A 16,397-nucleotide genomic window follows, 5' to 3' on the forward strand; every position below is an offset into this window, starting at 1 on the left:
AAACCATTTAAGATTTGCTATCTTATCTGCGTGCGGCCTAAATTTTCAGGCGGCGCCCATGCGAAAACAACACGAAAAATCAGGCGCAGCCACGATTTCCCTGGTGTTGGCGCAGTATTCGCGCACCCCGGTTAAGCCGGGGTCATTTTTTTCTGGCATCCACCCAGGCTTTTAGCACCGCCACATCGTTCTGCCACTCTTGTTTCATCTCCTCGACCCAATCACCCACGTTATCTTCCCATGCCGGTAAATCAGGTGACTGAATCTGTTGTCCCAACTGCTGTAAGTGGCGTAACCCGACAGAGCCAGCAGCGCCTTTGATCTTATGCCCTTCTTCCACAATGCCTTTCTGATCGCGTGCGGTCAGGTTGGACTCCAGCACGCTCAGGTAGCCAGGCATCATTTTTTCGAACACGGCCAGACCATCGGTAATCAGTTTTGGGCCAACCAGGTCGATGTACTGCTCCAGCATCGCAGTATCCAGAATCGTTTGGGCCTTCGCGCTATCAACAGACGTCATGGTGCTCTCCTCTTCATCATGGGTATCCCAGAACTTCTTGATCATGGCGGTCAGAGCAGGCACCGCCAGCGGCTTGCTGAGCACATCATCCATACCGGCATCGAGGTACTCTTTTTTATCTTTCAGGACGTTGGCCGTCAGCGCGACCAGCGGCGGCAGTTCATCGGCAGCATACTGCGTTGTCAGCGCACGGGAGATATCCAGCCCGGTCATGTCCGGCAGTTGAATATCCAGCAGGACGAGGTCATATTCGCCCGGTTTAAACATCTCCAGCGCGGCTTTACCGGTCATCGCCACGTCCACGCTGTTACCCAGTTTTTCCAGCACCGAGCGCGCCACAATCACGTTCAGCTCGATGTCTTCTACCAGCAGAACATGCAGCGCCGGGAGCGGCATATCGTCTTGTTCAAAGGTATCCTCAACCTCTTCTGCCACCGCCGGGGCATGCACCGTCAGCGTAAAGGTAGAGCCTTTGCCCGCCTGGCTGGCCACGGTGATATCACCGCCCATGCTCTTCGCGAGCCGTTTCGATACCGCAAGGCCAATGCCCGTGCCGGTAGCAGGCTTACCACCGTTGCTGTCCTTCACCTGATAATACATGGCAAAGATTTTGTCCTGCTCTTCCTGCGGAATGCCAATGCCTGAGTCTTCCACCTCAAAGTGCAGCATGTCTCCTTCGTCATAGCGGATACGCACCGCCACCTGCCCCTGCTGGGTAAATTTCACCGCGTTACTGATCAGGTTCCAGAGGATTTGGCGCAGACGCGTGCCGTCCGTGACCACTTTGTGCGGCAGCGGCAGGGTTGGCTCCATGACAAAGCTCAGCCCCTTCTGCTGCGCCTGCAGGCCGGACAGGTTTTCCAGATCGGCAAGGAAGCTGGTGAAATCAACCGGCTGGTTATCAAGCTGGACTTTACGGCGCTCCATCTTATCCATGTCGATAATATCGTTGAAGATATTCCCCAGCGTGACCGCCGAGACATGGATCGTTTTGAGGTATTTTTCCTGCTCCGCCGTCAGGTCGGTGTCCAGCAGAATACGGCTTAAGCCGACGATGCCGTTCAACGGGGTACGCAGTTCATGGCTTATGGTGGAGATGAAGGTCGTCTTATCGCGGCTGGCGCGCTCAAGGGCATCCTGATAACGCTTACGCTCGGTGATATCGCGGCCAAAGCCCATCAGGCCGTGGCGTTTCCCGACGCGGTCGTAGTACGGCACTTTACGGATCTCAAAGCAGGCTTTACGCCCGTCCGGGTAATCCAGCCACTGTTCATAGGTCAGCGAGACGTTGTGGCGGAAGACTTTTTCGTCCGTCTCCATGACCTTTGCAGCCGCCTCTTCGGAGTATACATCCTGGGGTTTCAGGTGGATCAGCTGCTTTTCGCTTTTGCCGGTCAGCAGCTCCATCGCCCGGTTACAGCCGGAGAACTCTTTGTCTTCGTTACGGTAGAAAACCAGATCCGGAGAAGCATCAAGGAATGAACGCAGGAAAGAGGATTGCTGCTCAAGCTGGATCTGCGTCACCTCACGCTCTTTCATTTCGATTTTCAGCTGCTCAAGCGTCGCCTGACGCTCGGCTTCCGCCTTCTCACGATCTGAAATCTCCTGGTTAAGCTGGGCAATGTTGTCTTTCAGCTGGACGTTGAGCTTTAAATCGCGCTCGCGCATCTCTTCCAGCTTATCAACCAGTTTTGACAGGCGCTGACGGGACTCCTCCAGCTGTTCAACGACGACGGAAAGAAAATAGACCGCCCAGGGGGTGATCAGCAAACCGAAGAAGATAGAGCGGATGACGTCGATACTCTCGACCTGACCATGCAACACCATGGTCACGGCCATTTGCACGACAATGGCCAGAACAACCAGCGCCAGCGCCAGCAGCATGGAGAAACGCACCAGCCCGAGCTTCATCATCAGGTCGACGTAGTACTGGGCAAGCATTCGAATTTGCTTCATAGAGGATCCCTTCACGACTTTATCGCTCAATAATACTCAAATTCGCGGCGGGACGTTGAAGGTTGTGAGAAAAAGTGCGGGGTGAAACAGGAGATTAGCCTCGCTTCCGGCTAACCGGAAGCGAGGAGAGGACAATCAGGAGCGTTTCAGCAGCAGCCAGAGGCTGATCAGCAGGAAGCTGGCGCTCGGCAGCAGCGCACCAATAATTGGCGGAATGCCGTAAACCAGCGTCAGCGGGCCAAAGATCTGATCGAGGACGTAGAATACAAAGCCGAAGCTGATCCCGGTGACCACTCGAACACCCATCGGTACGCTACGCAGCGGACCAAAGATAAACGACAGGGCCATCAGCATCATCACCGCCACGGACATCGGCTGGAAGATTTTGCTCCACATATTGAGTTGATAGCGCCCGGCATCCTGCCCGCTCGACTTCAGGTATTTGACGTAGTTGTGCAACCCGCTGATGGAGAGCGCGTCCGGATCCAGCGCCACCACCCCGAGTTTGTCCGGCGTGAGGTTGGTTTTCCACGTCCCGGACACCGTCTGAGAGCCGGTGATCTGTTTTGGGTTCGTCAGGTCAGACTCGTCAACCTGGGATAACCGCCACTGCTTGTGTTCGGGGTCAAACTTCGCTGACGATGCGTGACGTACAGACTGTAAACGACGCTCATCATTGAAGGCGTAAATACTCACGCCGCCCAGCTCATCATCCCCTTTCACGCGTTCGATATAGACGAAGTTCTGGCCATCTTTCGCCCATAACCCTTGCTGTGTTGAAAGCAGTGAACCGCCGTACATCGCCTGGGCACGATAGTTACGCGCCATCTGTTCACCCTGCGGTGCCACCCACTCGCCAATCGCCATGGTCAACAGCACCAGTGGAATCGCAGTTTTCATGACCGACAGCGCCACCTGCAAACGGGTAAAGCCCGATGCCTGCATCACAACCAGTTCGCTGCGCTGTGCCAGCATCCCCAGCCCCAGCAGCGCGCCCAGCAGGGCCGCCATCGGGAAGAAGATCTGCACATCTTTTGGCACGCTGAGCAGGGTATACATCCCTGCACCCAGCGCGTCGTAGCTCCCTTGCCCGGCTTTTTTCAGCTGATCGACAAATTTAATAATGCCGGAGAGCGACACCAGCATGAACAACGTCATCATGATGGTGGTGAAAATGGTTTTACCGATATAGCGATCAAGAACGCCAAACGCCTGCATTAGATGGCTCCTTTACGCGAAAATCGGGCACGTATGCGGCGCACTGGCACCGTATCCCACAGGTTTAATCCCAGCGCCAGTAAGATGTACAGGCTGTTGACGAACCACGTCCAGACCATCGGGTCCAGCTTACCCTTCGCGCCGTTAGAACGAATCGAGGTTTGCAGCAGGAAGTAGATCAGGTACAGCAGCATCGCCGGCAGCATTGAGAGCACGCGCCCCTGACGCGGGTTCACCACGCTCAGCGGCACGACAATCAATGCCATCATAAACACGGTGAAGACGAGCGTAATACGCCAGTGGAACTCCGCACGCGCTCTGTCAGTATCAGTGTTCCACAGCGTACGCATATCCATTTGCTCGGTATCCGTTGGATCGAGCGCCACCGCCTGATGACCAATAATGGCCTGATAGTTCTGGAAATCCGTAATACGGAAGTCACGAAGCATCGCGGTGCCTTCAAAGCGGGTGCCTTTATTCAGCGTCACGACCTGGGAACCATCTTTGCGCTGCGCAAGCTGACCGGAGTCTGCCACCACCACCGATGGACGGGCGTTTCCTTTGGTCCGCAGCTGCGCCAGGAAGACGTCGTTGAATTTACTGCCGTCGACGCTCTCAATAAACAGCACTGAGTTTCCGTCGGTCGCCTGCTGGAACTGCCCCTGCGCTAATGCCGCCATACCGGGGTTCGCTTTTGCTTCAGCCAGCACTTCATCCTGATGACGAGAGGACATTGGGCCCGCCCACATCACATTCACCGCGGCGACGATACCCGTGAACAGCGCCAGTATCATGGCGGCTTTCACCAGAACAGCCTTGCTCAAACCACAGGCATGCATCACCGTGATTTCACTCTCGGTATAAAGCTTACCGAGCGTCATGAGCAGACCGAGGAAAAGACTCAGCGGCAGAATAAGCTGCGCCATTTCCGGGATCCCTAAACCAAGCAGGGAAAGCACCAGATTCGTTGGAATTTCGCCGTCAACGGCCGCACCGAGGATCTTGACCAGCTTCTGACAGAAAAAAATCAGCAGCAGGATGAAGAGGATCGCCAGTTGGCTTTTGAGCGTCTCCCGCACCAGATATCTTATGATTATCACTTTAAATACGCCCGTAAAAACCCGTCTCTTTGCTGGAAAATCGCTTGTTTCATGGCTTAAACGTCATTTATTCTCTTGAGTCGTCGAAATCATCGCTAAGATTAAAACACCCGGCGGATTCACGCTTCAGGACTTTTTCTGACGTGTCGAAACCGTAATAACGTAAGATTAACACGAAGTCACCACAACAGCGGACTTGAGTTACGAAAGGTTTCAATTCTATCCGTAGCAGCCGCTGTTGTCTTTAAGATTCAGGAGCGTAGTGCATGGAGTTCAGTGTAAAAAGCGGTAGCCCGGAGAAACAGCGGAGTGCCTGCATCGTTGTGGGCGTCTTTGAACCACGCCGACTCTCCCCGATCGCCGAGCAACTCGATAAAATCAGTGACGGCTACATTAGCGCCCTGCTGCGCCGTGGCGAACTGGAAGGCAAACCTGGGCAGACGCTGTTACTGCACCATGTTCCGAACGTGCTGTCCGAACGTATTCTGCTGATTGGCTGCGGTAAAGAGCGCGAGCTGGATGAACGTCAGTATAAGCAGGTGATTCAGAAAACAATTAATACCCTGAATGACACCGGCTCAATGGAAGCCGTTTGCTTCCTGACCGAACTGCACGTCAAAGGTCGTAACACCTACTGGAAAGTGCGCCAGGCTGTCGAAACCGCAAAAGAGAGCCTGTACAGCTTCGATCAGCTCAAGACCAATAAAAGCGAGCCGCGCCGTCCGCTGCGTAAAATGGTCTTTAACGTGCCAACCCGTCGCGAACTCACCAGCGGCGAGCGCGCCATCCAGCACGGTCTGGCGATTGCCGCCGGGATTAAAGCCGCAAAAGATCTGGGCAACATGCCGCCTAATATCTGTAACGCCGCCTATCTGGCCTCACAGGCGCGCCAGCTGGCTGACTCCTACAGCAAGAATGTCATCACCCGCGTTATCGGCGAACAGCAGATGAAAGAGCTGGGTATGCACTCTTACCTGGCGGTGGGCAACGGCTCGCAGAACGAATCCCTGATGTCGGTTATCGAATACAAGGGCAATCCGTCAGAAGACGCGCGTCCTGTGGTGCTGGTCGGTAAAGGCCTGACCTTCGACTCCGGTGGTATCTCCATCAAGCCTTCTGAAGGCATGGATGAGATGAAGTACGACATGTGTGGTGCAGCGGCGGTGTATGGTGTGATGCGTATGGTGGCTGAACTTCAGTTACCGATTAACGTTATCGGCGTGCTGGCGGGCTGCGAAAACATGCCGGGTGGACGCGCTTATCGTCCGGGTGATGTCCTGACCACCATGTCCGGCCAGACCGTAGAGGTGCTGAACACCGACGCCGAAGGCCGCCTGGTGCTGTGCGACGTATTAACCTACGTTGAACGCTTCGAACCTGACGTGGTGATCGACGTGGCCACCCTGACCGGTGCCTGCGTGATCGCGCTGGGCCACCACATCACCGGCCTGATGTCGAACCACAATCCGCTGGCGCACGAGCTTATCGGCGCGTCCGAACAAGCCGGTGACCGCGCATGGCGTCTGCCATTGGGTGACGAATACCAGGAACAGCTGGAGTCTAACTTTGCGGACATGGCGAACATCGGCGGCCGTCCTGGTGGTGCCATCACCGCGGGCTGCTTCCTGGCACGCTTCACCCGCAAGTACAACTGGGCGCACCTGGATATTGCCGGCACCGCATGGCGCTCCGGAAAAGCCAAAGGCGCGACCGGTCGTCCGGTTGCGCTGCTGTCGCAGTTCCTGCTAAACCGCGCCGGATTTAATGGCGACGAGTAAGTCAAAACGGCAGTAAACCGTAGGCCGGGTAAGGCGAAGCCGCCACCCGGCTTAAGCATTTAAAGTGAGCACAAGAAGCCCCATATATGAAGAATGCAACGTTCTACCTTCTGGACAACGACACCCATCAGGATGGCCTCAGCGCCGTAGAACAGCTGGTGTGTGAAATTGCCGCAGAACGTTGGCGCGCAGGTAAACGGGTTCTGATTGCCTGTGAAGATGAACAGCAGGCGATTCGTCTTGACGAAGCGCTGTGGGCGCGCCCGCCGGAGAGTTTTGTACCGCATAACCTGTCTGGCGAAGGGCCGCGCGGCGGCGCACCGGTCGAGATAGCCTGGCCGCAAAAGCGCAACAGCAGCGCGCGCGATATTCTGATTAGCCTGCGGATAGATTTTGCAGATTTTGCCACCGCTTTCACAGAAGTGGTAGACTTTGTCCCTTACGAAGAATCCTTGAAACAACTGGCGCGCGAACGCTACAAAGCGTACCGCCTGGCTGGTTTTAACCTGAATACGGCAACCTGGAAATAATGGAAAAGACATATAACCCACGCGATATCGAACAGCCGCTTTACGAGCACTGGGAACAGCAGGGCTATTTCAAGCCTAACGGCGATGAAAGCAAAGAGTCCTTCTGCATCATGATCCCGCCGCCGAACGTCACCGGCAGTTTGCATATGGGTCATGCCTTCCAGCAGACCATCATGGATACCATGATCCGCTACCAGCGCATGCAGGGCAAAAACACCCTGTGGCAGGCGGGGACTGACCACGCGGGTATCGCGACCCAGATGGTGGTTGAGCGTAAGATTGCCGCTGAAGAGGGTAAAACCCGTCACGATTACGGTCGCGACGCCTTTATCGATAAAATCTGGCAGTGGAAAGCAGAATCTGGCGGCACCATTACCCGTCAGATGCGCCGTCTCGGTAACTCCGTAGACTGGGAGCGCGAGCGTTTCACCATGGACGAAGGCCTTTCCAACGCCGTAAAAGAAGTGTTCGTCCGTCTGTACAAAGAAGACCTGATTTACCGTGGCAAACGCCTGGTTAACTGGGACCCGAAACTGCGCACCGCGATCTCTGACCTGGAAGTGGAAAACCGCGAGTCTAAAGGCTCCATGTGGCACATCCGCTATCCGCTGGCCGACGGCGCGAAAACCGCAGACGGTAAAGATTACTTAGTGGTGGCAACCACCCGTCCGGAAACCCTGCTGGGCGATACCGGCGTTGCCGTTAACCCGGAAGATCCGCGTTATAAAGATCTGATTGGCAAATTCGTGGTGCTGCCGCTGGTGAACCGCCGCATTCCGATTGTGGGCGACGAACACGCCGACATGGAAAAAGGCACCGGCTGCGTGAAAATCACCCCGGCGCACGATTTCAACGACTACGAAGTGGGTCGTCGTCACGCCCTGCCGATGATCAACATTCTGACCTTCGACGGTGACATCCGTGAAAGCGCAGAAGTGTATGACACCAAAGGCAACGAATCCGACGTTTACTCAAGCGACATTCCGGCGGAGTTCCAGAAGCTGGAACGCTTTGCCGCGCGTAAAGCGATTGTGGCTGCCGTTGACGCACTCGGCCTGCTGGAAGAGATTAAACCTCACGATCTGACCGTGCCGTACGGCGACCGTGGTGGCGTGGTTATCGAGCCAATGCTGACCGACCAGTGGTATGTGCGTGCCGACGTGCTGGCAAAACCGGCTGTTGAAGCGGTTGAAAACGGCAGCATTCAGTTCGTGCCGAAGCAGTACGAAAACATGTACTTCTCCTGGATGCGCGATATTCAGGACTGGTGTATCTCCCGTCAGCTGTGGTGGGGTCACCGTATCCCGGCATGGTACGACAACGAAGGCAACGTATACGTTGGGCGCAGTGAAGATGAAGTGCGTCAGGAAAACAACCTGAGCGCGGATGTCGCCCTGCGTCAGGACGAAGACGTGCTGGATACCTGGTTCTCCTCCGCGCTGTGGACCTTCTCCACCCTCGGCTGGCCAGAGAACACCGACGCGCTGCGTCAGTTCCACCCAACCAGCGTGATGGTGTCTGGCTTCGATATCATCTTCTTCTGGATTGCCCGCATGATCATGATGACCATGCACTTTATTAAAGATGAAAACGGCAAGCCGCAGGTTCCGTTCCATACCGTCTATATGACCGGTCTTATCCGTGACGATGAAGGCCAGAAGATGTCCAAATCCAAGGGCAACGTCATTGACCCGCTGGATATGGTGGACGGGATCTCCCTGGAAGAGCTGCTGGAAAAACGCACCGGTAACATGATGCAGCCGCAGCTGGCAGAGAAGATCCGCAAGCGCACCGAGAAGCAGTTCCCGAACGGGATTGAATCTCACGGTACTGACGCCCTGCGTTTCACCCTGGCGGCGCTGGCCTCCACCGGTCGCGACATCAACTGGGACATGAAGCGTCTGGAAGGTTACCGTAACTTCTGTAACAAACTGTGGAACGCCAGCCGCTTCGTGCTGATGAACACCGAAGATCAAGATTGCGGCTTCAACGGCGGCGAGATGATCCTCTCTCTGGCCGACCGCTGGATCCTGGCGGAATTCAACCAGACGGTGAAAGCGTTCCGCGAGGCGCTGGACAGCTACCGCTTCGACATCGCGGCGGGCATTCTGTACGAATTCACCTGGAACCAGTTCTGTGACTGGTACCTGGAGCTGGCGAAGCCGGTCATGAACGGCGGAACGGAGGCAGAACTGCGCGGTACGCGTAATACGCTGATCATAGTGCTGGAAGGCCTGCTGCGTCTGGCGCACCCGATCATTCCATTTATCACCGAAACCATCTGGCAGCGTGTGAAAGCCATCGCGGGCATCAACGCCGACACCATCATGCTGCAGCCGTTCCCGGAATTCGATGCCGCTAAAGTGGATGAAGCTGCCTCAGCGGATACCGAGTGGCTGAAGCAGGCGATCGTCGCTGTACGTAACATCCGTGCAGAAATGAACATCGCTCCGGGCAAACCTCTGGAGCTGCTCCTGCGCGGTTGCAGCGACGCGGCTGTTCGTCGTGTCACCGAGAACAATACCTTCCTGAAAACCATGGCGCGTCTGGAAAGCATCACCGTGCTGCCAGCCGATGACAAAGGTCCGGTCTCCGTGACGAAAATCATCGACGGCGCTGAGCTGCTGATCCCAATGGCGGGTCTCGTCGACAAAGACGCTGAGCTGGCACGTCTGGCGAAAGAAGTGGCGAAAGTCGACGTGGAAATTGGCAAAATCGAAAGCAAACTGGCGAACGAAGGCTTTGTCGCCCGCGCGCCTGAAGCGGTCATCGCCAAAGAGCGTGAACGCCTGGTTGCTTTCGCCGATGCGAAGACCAAGCTGATTGAGCAGCAGGCGGTGATTGCGGCCCTGTAATGCTTTTACCCCTTACGCTTCAGGGCGTAAGGGGTATTCTTCCTGAAAACTCCTCGCTTGCACTCCCCTTTCTGCGGTGCTATTAACAGCAGTTGTGTGTCAATTTTTGTAATGAGTAATGCTATGAGCGTGATTACCCCCGTCGCGACGACGATGCGTCGGATCGCTGTGCAGGACAACCCGGCTATCGCCGCCGTTATCCGTACGGTTTCTGCCGAATATGGCCTGACGGCTGATAAAGGCTACACGGTTGCTGATCCAAATCTGGACGAGCTGTTCCAGCTTTACAGCCAGCCGGGCCATGCCTACTGGGTTATTGAGCAGAATGGCCAGGTGGTGGGCGGCGGCGGCGTTGCTCCGCTCAGCTGCAGCGAGCCGGATATCTGCGAGCTGCAGAAAATGTATTTCCTGCCATCTGTTCGCGGACAAGGCCTGGCGAAGAGACTGGCGCTGGTCGCACTCGACTATGCCCGCAATCAGGGTTTTACACGCTGTTACCTCGAAACAACCGCCTTCCTCAAAGAGGCCATCGGCCTGTATGAACATCTCGGCTTTGAGCATATTGATGCACCGCTGGGCTGCACCGGCCACGTCGATTGCGAAGTCAGGATGCTGAAAACGCTGTAAATACTTTTGCTGCCCTCTTCTGTTAAGCGGTGGTTAACTGAATGCTCTACACTCTCAGTTCACACCATAACGGGGGAAACACGATGTCGAAGATAAAAAGCTACGCCGCACCGCAGGCGGGTGCAGAACTTGAACTGTACGAGTACGATGCGGGCGAACTAAAAGCGGAAGACGTCGAAGTACAGGTTGATTACTGCGGGATCTGCCACTCGGATCTCTCCATGATCGACAACGAATGGGGCTTTTCAAGCTATCCACTGGTCGCCGGACACGAAGTGATTGGCCGCGTCGTGGCGCTCGGCAGCGCTGCGCAGGACAAAGGCCTGAAAGTGGGCCAGCGTGTGGGTATTGGCTGGACGGCACGCAGCTGCGGTCATTGCGACGCCTGTATCAGCGGCAACCAGATCAACTGCCTTGAAGGCGCCGTTCCAACCATCCTCAACAAGGGCGGTTTTGCCGATAAACTGCGCGCCGACTGGCAATGGGTCATTCCGCTGCCGGACAGCATTGATATCGAATCCGCAGGCCCGCTGCTGTGCGGCGGCATTACCGTCTTTAAACCGTTGCTGATGCACCATATCACCGCCACCAGCCGTGTGGGTGTGATTGGTATCGGGGGGCTCGGTCATATTGCCATCAAACTGCTGCACGCGATGGGCTGCGAAGTAACGGCGTTCAGTTCTAACCCGGCGAAAGAGCAAGAAGTGCTGGCGATGGGGGCGGATAAAGTGGTGAACAGCCGCGATCCAGACGCGCTGAAAGCACTGGCGGGTCAATTCGATTTGATCATCAACACCGTTAATGTCGATCTCGACTGGCAGCCGTACTTTGAAGCACTGGCCTACGGCGGTAACTTCCATACTGTGGGTGCCGTGCTGAAGCCGCTGCCGGTTCCGGCGTTTACCCTGATCGGCGGGGATCGCAGCGTGTCCGGCTCTGCAACCGGCACGCCGTTCGAGTTGCGCAAACTGATGAAGTTCGCCGGGCGCACGAAAGTATCGCCAACCACCGAACTCTATCCGATGTCGAAAATCAACGAAGCGATCCAGCACGTGCGTGACGGCAAAGCCCGTTACCGCGTGGTGTTGAAAGCAGATTTTTAATGTGACACACCCCTCTCCCACAGGGCTGAGGGTTCCCCACATAATAATACCTGCACGGAGGACTCCCTCTCCCTTGAGGGAGAGGGCTGGGGTGAGGGGGAATATATGGCTGTAGAGGTAATTCCGTTCACTTTACGTTCCTTGCTGCTCTGTAACAACATGACCCGTGAACGTGCCAGGGTGGCTCAGTCGCCACCACCCTGGCAACCCGGGCTCCCGGCGGTAAATCGCCGCTTCGCGGTACCTTCGGCTTATTCCTTCCGGCTTATCGGGGACGGGCGGATGTAACGTCCCTGTAAAGCCGCCCTCTCGGCGCATCCATGCGCCTCGCCCCGGCCTGCAGGAAACGCCTCAGCGATTTACAGCCGGACCAGGGCGTCGCTGTAAATCATTCATTTTCATGAAACAACTTTCGTCGCTTTCGGTAAAAAAATTACTGGGGATCCCTCAGCCCACAGGGAGAGGGCGCAAACACTAAAAACGGTAACGGTTGTTACCGTTTTGCTTCTACCATGGCCTTAAACACCTCTGCCACCGCAACCGCTCCCGGATCCATTACCCCATCCAGATTCTCTTTATTCACATACGACGAACGTCCCGCGCCCGCTTTGCCCATTCTGGCCGTTGCCTCTGCGCCCTGCTGTGCCGCCTGCGCCGCCGCCTGAAGATCGTTTTTCTGTAACGTCTCCAGCGCCGGCTGTAGCGCATCGATCAGCGTGCGATCGCCGAGATCGGCCCCGCCATACTGCTTCATCTGTGCCAGCCCGCTCAGCAATGCATCCGCAAGCGATTGTCCGTCATGCAGCTTTTGTCCGGCTGCCGTGAAAAAGATCGACATTAATACGCCACTCGATCCGCCCATCACCGTTGCCAGCCGCTCGCCCACCAGCAGAAGTAATGTCGACACGTCGTTAAGAGGAAGGTTGTTCTCCTCCAGACGCTGCGCAATCTCCCGCGCCCCTTGCGCAAAGGTGGATCCGGTATCGCCATCCCCCACTTTCGCATCCAGCGCGTTCAGACGGTTTTCCAGCTGAATCAACGTCTTTGTCACCACAGAGACATATTCGCCCACCTGCGGATTTGCGGACGGGGTAAACTCCACGCGGTCATGGATCGCGCTATGTTCCTGGGTACGCAGCGGGGCAAACGCCACCGGCTTCTGCCAGCCCAGCGTCTCAACCTCTTCATGAAGGGCTTTTTCGAACAGATCGTTTAGCTTCAGCAGCGTCAGCGAAAAGCCCTTCATATCCAGGGCGCTCACCAGCGGTGCCGGGCCAATCAGGTACGCCAGGTTATCTTTCAGTGCCGAGTGGGCCAGCTCTTTGGTGAGCAGAGCCATCTCAAGCGCTGATACGCCCCCCAGGTTATTGATCAACACTGCGAAGCGCCCGTCACCCGCCTTCGCCTTGAGCGGCGTCACCAGCGTGTCGATAATCGCTTTACTGTTCTGCGTATCCACGACGGAAGCCCCCGGCTCGCCATGAATGCCCAGACCCAGCTCGACATGACCTTGCTTAATGCGCCCTTCTTCCTCGTCGCTTCCCGGCAGATTACACGTTTGCATCGCAACGCCCAGGCTCCAGAGGTTATCGCAGGCCTGTTGCGCAATATCACGCACTTCACTCAGCGATTTTCCGTGCTCTGCGGCATAACCCGCGATCTTATGAACCAGCGCCGTACCGGCAATGCCGCGCGGCTGTTTGTTGTCCGGCAGCGCAATATCGTCTGCCACAATGACCATCTCCACCTTCAGGCCGTAGCGTTTCGCCTTTTCTGCCGCCAGACCAAAATTCAGGCGGTCACCGGTGTAGTTTTTAACGATCAGCAGGCAGCCACGGTCACCCGTCACCGCCACAATGGCATTCAGCACCGCATCCACGCTCGGCGAGGCGAACAGATCGCCGCACACTGCTGCCGTCAACATACCTTTGCCGACAAACCCGGCGTGTGCAGGCTCGTGGCCGGAACCGCCACCGGAGATCACCGCCACGCGGCTCTTGTCCCAGTCGCTGCGGGCCACAATGCGAATGGCAGGATCAACATCAAGCTTGACGAGGTTACCGTGCGGAGCAGAAATCAGAATGCCTTCAATAGCATCGTTGACCAGTTGTTTGCGATTATTAAAAAAGAATCTGGACATACATTCTCAACTTGTTGTGAACCGTATGCAAAAGCATAGTCCGCGCTGGGTAATACGCCGCAAAGTAAGGAATTTTTAACGCCATTTTGCCGTCAGGTTGCCTATACTCCACCCAGGACTAAGAGAGGATGAGTATCATGAGTACACCATTGTTAATTGCCAGGACGCTGGAGAAAGAGCTGTTTTTACTGCCTGCGATGGCGAACCGTCACGGCCTGATCACCGGCGCCACCGGGACGGGGAAAACCGTTACCCTGCAGAAGCTGGCCGAATCGCTCTCTGAGATTGGCGTGCCGGTCTTTATGGCCGATGTAAAAGGCGATTTAACCGGTGTGGCTCAGGAGGGGGCACCCTCAGAAAAACTCCTTGAGCGTCTGAAAAATATCGGCGTCAATGACTGGACGCCGCACAACAACCCGGTAGTTGTCTGGGATATCTTTGGTGAGAAAGGTCATCCGGTACGTGCCACCGTCTCCGATCTTGGCCCGCTGCTGCTGGCCCGTCTTCTGAATCTCAACGATGTCCAGTCCGGGGTGTTGAACATCATCTTCCGTATTGCCGACGATCAGGGGCTGCTGCTGCTCGATTTCAAAGATCTGCGCGCCATTACCCAATACATCGGCGATAACGCTAAATCCTTCCAGAACCAGTACGGCAACATCAGCAGTGCCTCCGTGGGGGCCATTCAGCGCGGGTTACTGACGCTGGAGCAACAGGGTGCAGAGCATTTCTTCGGCGAGCCGATGCTCGATATCAAAGACTGGATGCGCACTGACAGCAACGGCAAAGGCATCATCAACATTCTGAGCTCAGAGAAGCTCTATCAGATGCCGAAACTCTACGCCGCCAGCCTGCTGTGGATGCTCTCTGAACTTTACGAACAGCTGCCGGAGGCGGGCGACCTTGAGAAGCCGAAGCTGGTGTTCTTCTTCGACGAAGCGCACCTGCTGTTCAACGATGCGCCGCAGGTGCTGCTCGACAAGATCGAGCAGGTTATCCGGCTGATCCGCTCCAAAGGCGTCGGCGTGTGGTTTGTTTCGCAAAACCCGTCGGATATCCCCGATAACGTGCTGGGGCAGCTCGGTAATCGCGTCCAGCACGCCCTGCGCGCCTTTACGCCAAAAGATCAGAAAGCCGTCAAAGCTGCCGCACAAACCATGCGCGCGAACCCGGCCTTTGATACCGAAGCGGCGATTCAGGCGCTGGGTACCGGTGAGGTGCTGATCTCCTTCCTGGATGCCAAAGGCAGCCCGTCCATTGTGGAACGCGCCATGGTGATTGCCCCTTGCTCGCGAATGGGGCCGGTAACGGACGATGAGCGCAACGGACTGATTAACCACTCCCCGGTTTACGGGAAATACGAAGATGAAGTGGATCGCGAATCTGCCTTCGAGATGCTGCAAAAAGGGGTACAGGCCACCACCGACTCGCAGGACGCCCCACCCGCCAGGGGCCAGTCAGTCGCGGTGGATGACGGCATTCTGGGTGGGCTGAAAGACATTTTGTTTGGCAGTACCGGGCCGCGCGGCGGCAAGCGCGATGGCGTTGTACAGACGATGGCGAAAAGCGCCGCGCGGCAGGTCACGAATCAGATAGTGCGCGGCATGCTGGGGAGTCTGTTAGGCGGTCGCCGCCGGTAGCGGAGCGACCCACGGCCGTCCCAGCGCCGAGCCCTGCACACCGTGCTCATGCAGATAGCGGTCAATCTCCACCATCCCCGTCCAGCGGTTCTCACACCATAGCGGTGCCAGAAGCGTTGGACGGCGGGCGCTGGCGGAGATACGGTGATAGACAATCTCGGGCGGCGTATGACGGATCATCTCCCCTGCCGTTACCGTATACTCGTCGAGTGCGATGCCGTTTAACCGCCCGGCTTGCCAGGCTTTGGCCATAATGCTGCCCTGCACAATATGCAGCGGGTGCAGCTTGATCCCGTCCACGCCTGTCTCAACGACTTTTTCCAGCGTCTCCAGGCCATGCTGCTGCCCTTCTCCCGGCAGGCCGACAATCAGATGCGTGCAGACTTTCAGGCCACGTTCGCGGGCCAGGCGGGTGGTGCGCTGATAGCAGGCAAAATCATGGCCGCGATTAATACGGTGCAGGGTTTTGTCATGCGCGCTTTGCAGGCCTAGTTCCAGCCAGATCTCATAGCCCTGCTCTTTATACTCGCTGAGTAAATCCAGCACCGCGTCGGGCACGCAGTCCGGACGCGTACCGACACACAGCCCGACAATGTTCGCCTGAGCGACCGCCTGTTGATACATCGAACGCAGCACCTGCACTTCCGCCCATGTGCTGGTGTAGGCCTGGAAATAGGCCAGATACTGCTTTGCCCGGTTCACAAGACGGGCCTGATGCGCGAGCTGTTCCGCGATAGATTTATGCTGCTGCGCCTCGTCCGCAAAGGAGGCCACGTTACAGAAGGTGCAGCCGCCGCGCCCGAGCGTACCATCGCGATTCGGGCAGCTAAAACCGCCATGCAGCGTCAGCTTGTGAACCTTTTGCCCGTAGCGCTGCAAAAGATCCCCACCAAACATATTGACTAATTTCTGTAACTGCATAATCTGATA

11 protein-coding genes are annotated in these 16,397 nt (G+C 56.4%); 6 read left to right on the forward strand and 5 right to left on the reverse strand.

The window, feature by feature from the left end; all coding sequences use genetic code 11:
• Positions 1-142: 142 nt before the first annotated feature.
• The 3 genes from arcB to lptF all read right to left on the reverse strand — a co-directional run bounded on the left by arcB (position 143) and on the right by lptF (position 4,794).
• The gene (gene arcB, locus AC2FAK_RS16945) at positions 143-2,476 is read right to left on the reverse strand and encodes an aerobic respiration two-component sensor histidine kinase ArcB (protein WP_013098948.1); all 2,334 of its coding nucleotides are present in this window, start codon (positions 2,474-2,476) and stop codon (positions 143-145) included.
• Between the two features lie 135 nt (positions 2,477-2,611).
• Positions 2,612-3,694, reverse strand: coding sequence for an LPS export ABC transporter permease LptG (gene lptG / locus AC2FAK_RS16950; protein WP_013098949.1), 1,083 nt, complete (start codon positions 3,692-3,694; stop codon positions 2,612-2,614).
• A complete protein-coding gene (gene lptF / locus AC2FAK_RS16955) occupies positions 3,694-4,794 on the reverse strand; it encodes an LPS export ABC transporter permease LptF (RefSeq protein ID WP_029883394.1) in 1,101 nt (366 codons plus the stop codon). The genes lptG and lptF overlap by 1 nt, the downstream gene beginning before the upstream one ends.
• A gap of 266 nt (positions 4,795-5,060) precedes the next feature.
• Between lptF and pepA the strand changes: the two genes are divergently transcribed.
• The 5 genes from pepA (at position 5,061) to ahr (ending at position 11,687) form a co-directional block, all read left to right on the forward strand.
• Positions 5,061-6,572: a leucyl aminopeptidase gene (pepA, locus tag AC2FAK_RS16960; protein ID WP_013098951.1), complete on the forward strand. Its 1,512-nt coding sequence runs from the start codon at positions 5,061-5,063 to the stop codon at positions 6,570-6,572.
• A gap of 86 nt (positions 6,573-6,658) precedes the next feature.
• Complete coding sequence (gene holC, locus AC2FAK_RS16965; RefSeq protein ID WP_008502815.1) at positions 6,659-7,102, forward strand: DNA polymerase III subunit chi; 444 nt, start codon at positions 6,659-6,661, stop codon at positions 7,100-7,102.
• Positions 7,102-9,957: a valine--tRNA ligase gene (locus tag AC2FAK_RS16970; RefSeq protein ID WP_095455377.1), complete on the forward strand. Its 2,856-nt coding sequence runs from the start codon at positions 7,102-7,104 to the stop codon at positions 9,955-9,957. Before holC ends, AC2FAK_RS16970 begins: the two co-directional genes overlap by 1 nt.
• A 123-nt stretch (positions 9,958-10,080) precedes the next feature.
• Entirely contained in the window at positions 10,081-10,584 is a 504-nt protein-coding gene (locus AC2FAK_RS16975; RefSeq protein WP_013098953.1) for a GNAT family N-acetyltransferase, read from the forward strand.
• An 83-nt stretch (positions 10,585-10,667) separates the two neighbouring features.
• Positions 10,668-11,687 (forward strand): NADPH-dependent aldehyde reductase Ahr, encoded by a 1,020-nt coding sequence (gene ahr, locus AC2FAK_RS16980; protein WP_013098954.1) that lies wholly within the window; start codon positions 10,668-10,670, stop codon positions 11,685-11,687.
• A gap of 493 nt (positions 11,688-12,180) precedes the next feature.
• Here ahr and AC2FAK_RS16985 read toward each other — a convergent pair whose 3' ends face one another.
• Positions 12,181-13,827 carry a dihydroxyacetone kinase subunit DhaK gene (locus AC2FAK_RS16985; protein WP_038420702.1) on the reverse strand — a complete coding sequence of 549 codons (1,647 nt, stop codon included), beginning with the start codon at positions 13,825-13,827 and terminating at the stop codon, positions 12,181-12,183.
• A gap of 137 nt (positions 13,828-13,964) precedes the next feature.
• On the opposite strand from AC2FAK_RS16985, the gene AC2FAK_RS16990 reads away from it, so the two are divergent.
• On the forward strand, positions 13,965-15,467 hold the full coding sequence (locus AC2FAK_RS16990; RefSeq protein ID WP_095455376.1) for a helicase HerA-like C-terminal domain-containing protein: 1,503 nt from the start codon (positions 13,965-13,967) through the stop codon (positions 15,465-15,467).
• On the opposite strand, the gene mnmL is transcribed toward AC2FAK_RS16990, so the two are convergent.
• Positions 15,447-16,388: a tRNA modification radical SAM protein MnmL/YtqA gene (gene mnmL, locus AC2FAK_RS16995; RefSeq protein WP_095908469.1), complete on the reverse strand. Its 942-nt coding sequence runs from the start codon at positions 16,386-16,388 to the stop codon at positions 15,447-15,449. The genes AC2FAK_RS16990 and mnmL overlap by 21 nt on opposite strands.
• Positions 16,389-16,397 lie beyond the last annotated feature (9 nt).

It is taken from the genome of Enterobacter cloacae complex sp. 394F7, from assembly GCF_057320385.1.

Excerpts from the sequence above, each read along its gene's own strand:
- AC2FAK_RS16990 (WP_095455376.1), top strand. The coding sequence starts at position 13,965 with ATGAGTACACCATTGTTAATTGCCAGGACGCTGGAGAAAGAGCTGTTT.
- AC2FAK_RS16975 (WP_013098953.1), top strand. The coding sequence starts at position 10,081 with ATGAGCGTGATTACCCCCGTCGCGACGACGATGCGTCGGATCGCTGTG.
- holC (WP_008502815.1), top strand. The coding sequence starts at position 6,659 with ATGAAGAATGCAACGTTCTACCTTCTGGACAACGACACCCATCAGGAT.
- AC2FAK_RS16970 (WP_095455377.1), top strand. The coding sequence starts at position 7,102 with ATGGAAAAGACATATAACCCACGCGATATCGAACAGCCGCTTTACGAG.
- ahr (WP_013098954.1), top strand. The coding sequence starts at position 10,668 with ATGTCGAAGATAAAAAGCTACGCCGCACCGCAGGCGGGTGCAGAACTT.
- pepA (WP_013098951.1), top strand. The coding sequence starts at position 5,061 with ATGGAGTTCAGTGTAAAAAGCGGTAGCCCGGAGAAACAGCGGAGTGCC.
- arcB (WP_013098948.1), bottom strand. The coding sequence starts at position 2,476 with ATGAAGCAAATTCGAATGCTTGCCCAGTACTACGTCGACCTGATGATG.
- mnmL (WP_095908469.1), bottom strand. The coding sequence starts at position 16,388 with ATGCAGTTACAGAAATTAGTCAATATGTTTGGTGGGGATCTTTTGCAG.
- lptG (WP_013098949.1), bottom strand. The coding sequence starts at position 3,694 with ATGCAGGCGTTTGGCGTTCTTGATCGCTATATCGGTAAAACCATTTTC.
- AC2FAK_RS16985 (WP_038420702.1), bottom strand. The coding sequence starts at position 13,827 with ATGTCCAGATTCTTTTTTAATAATCGCAAACAACTGGTCAACGATGCT.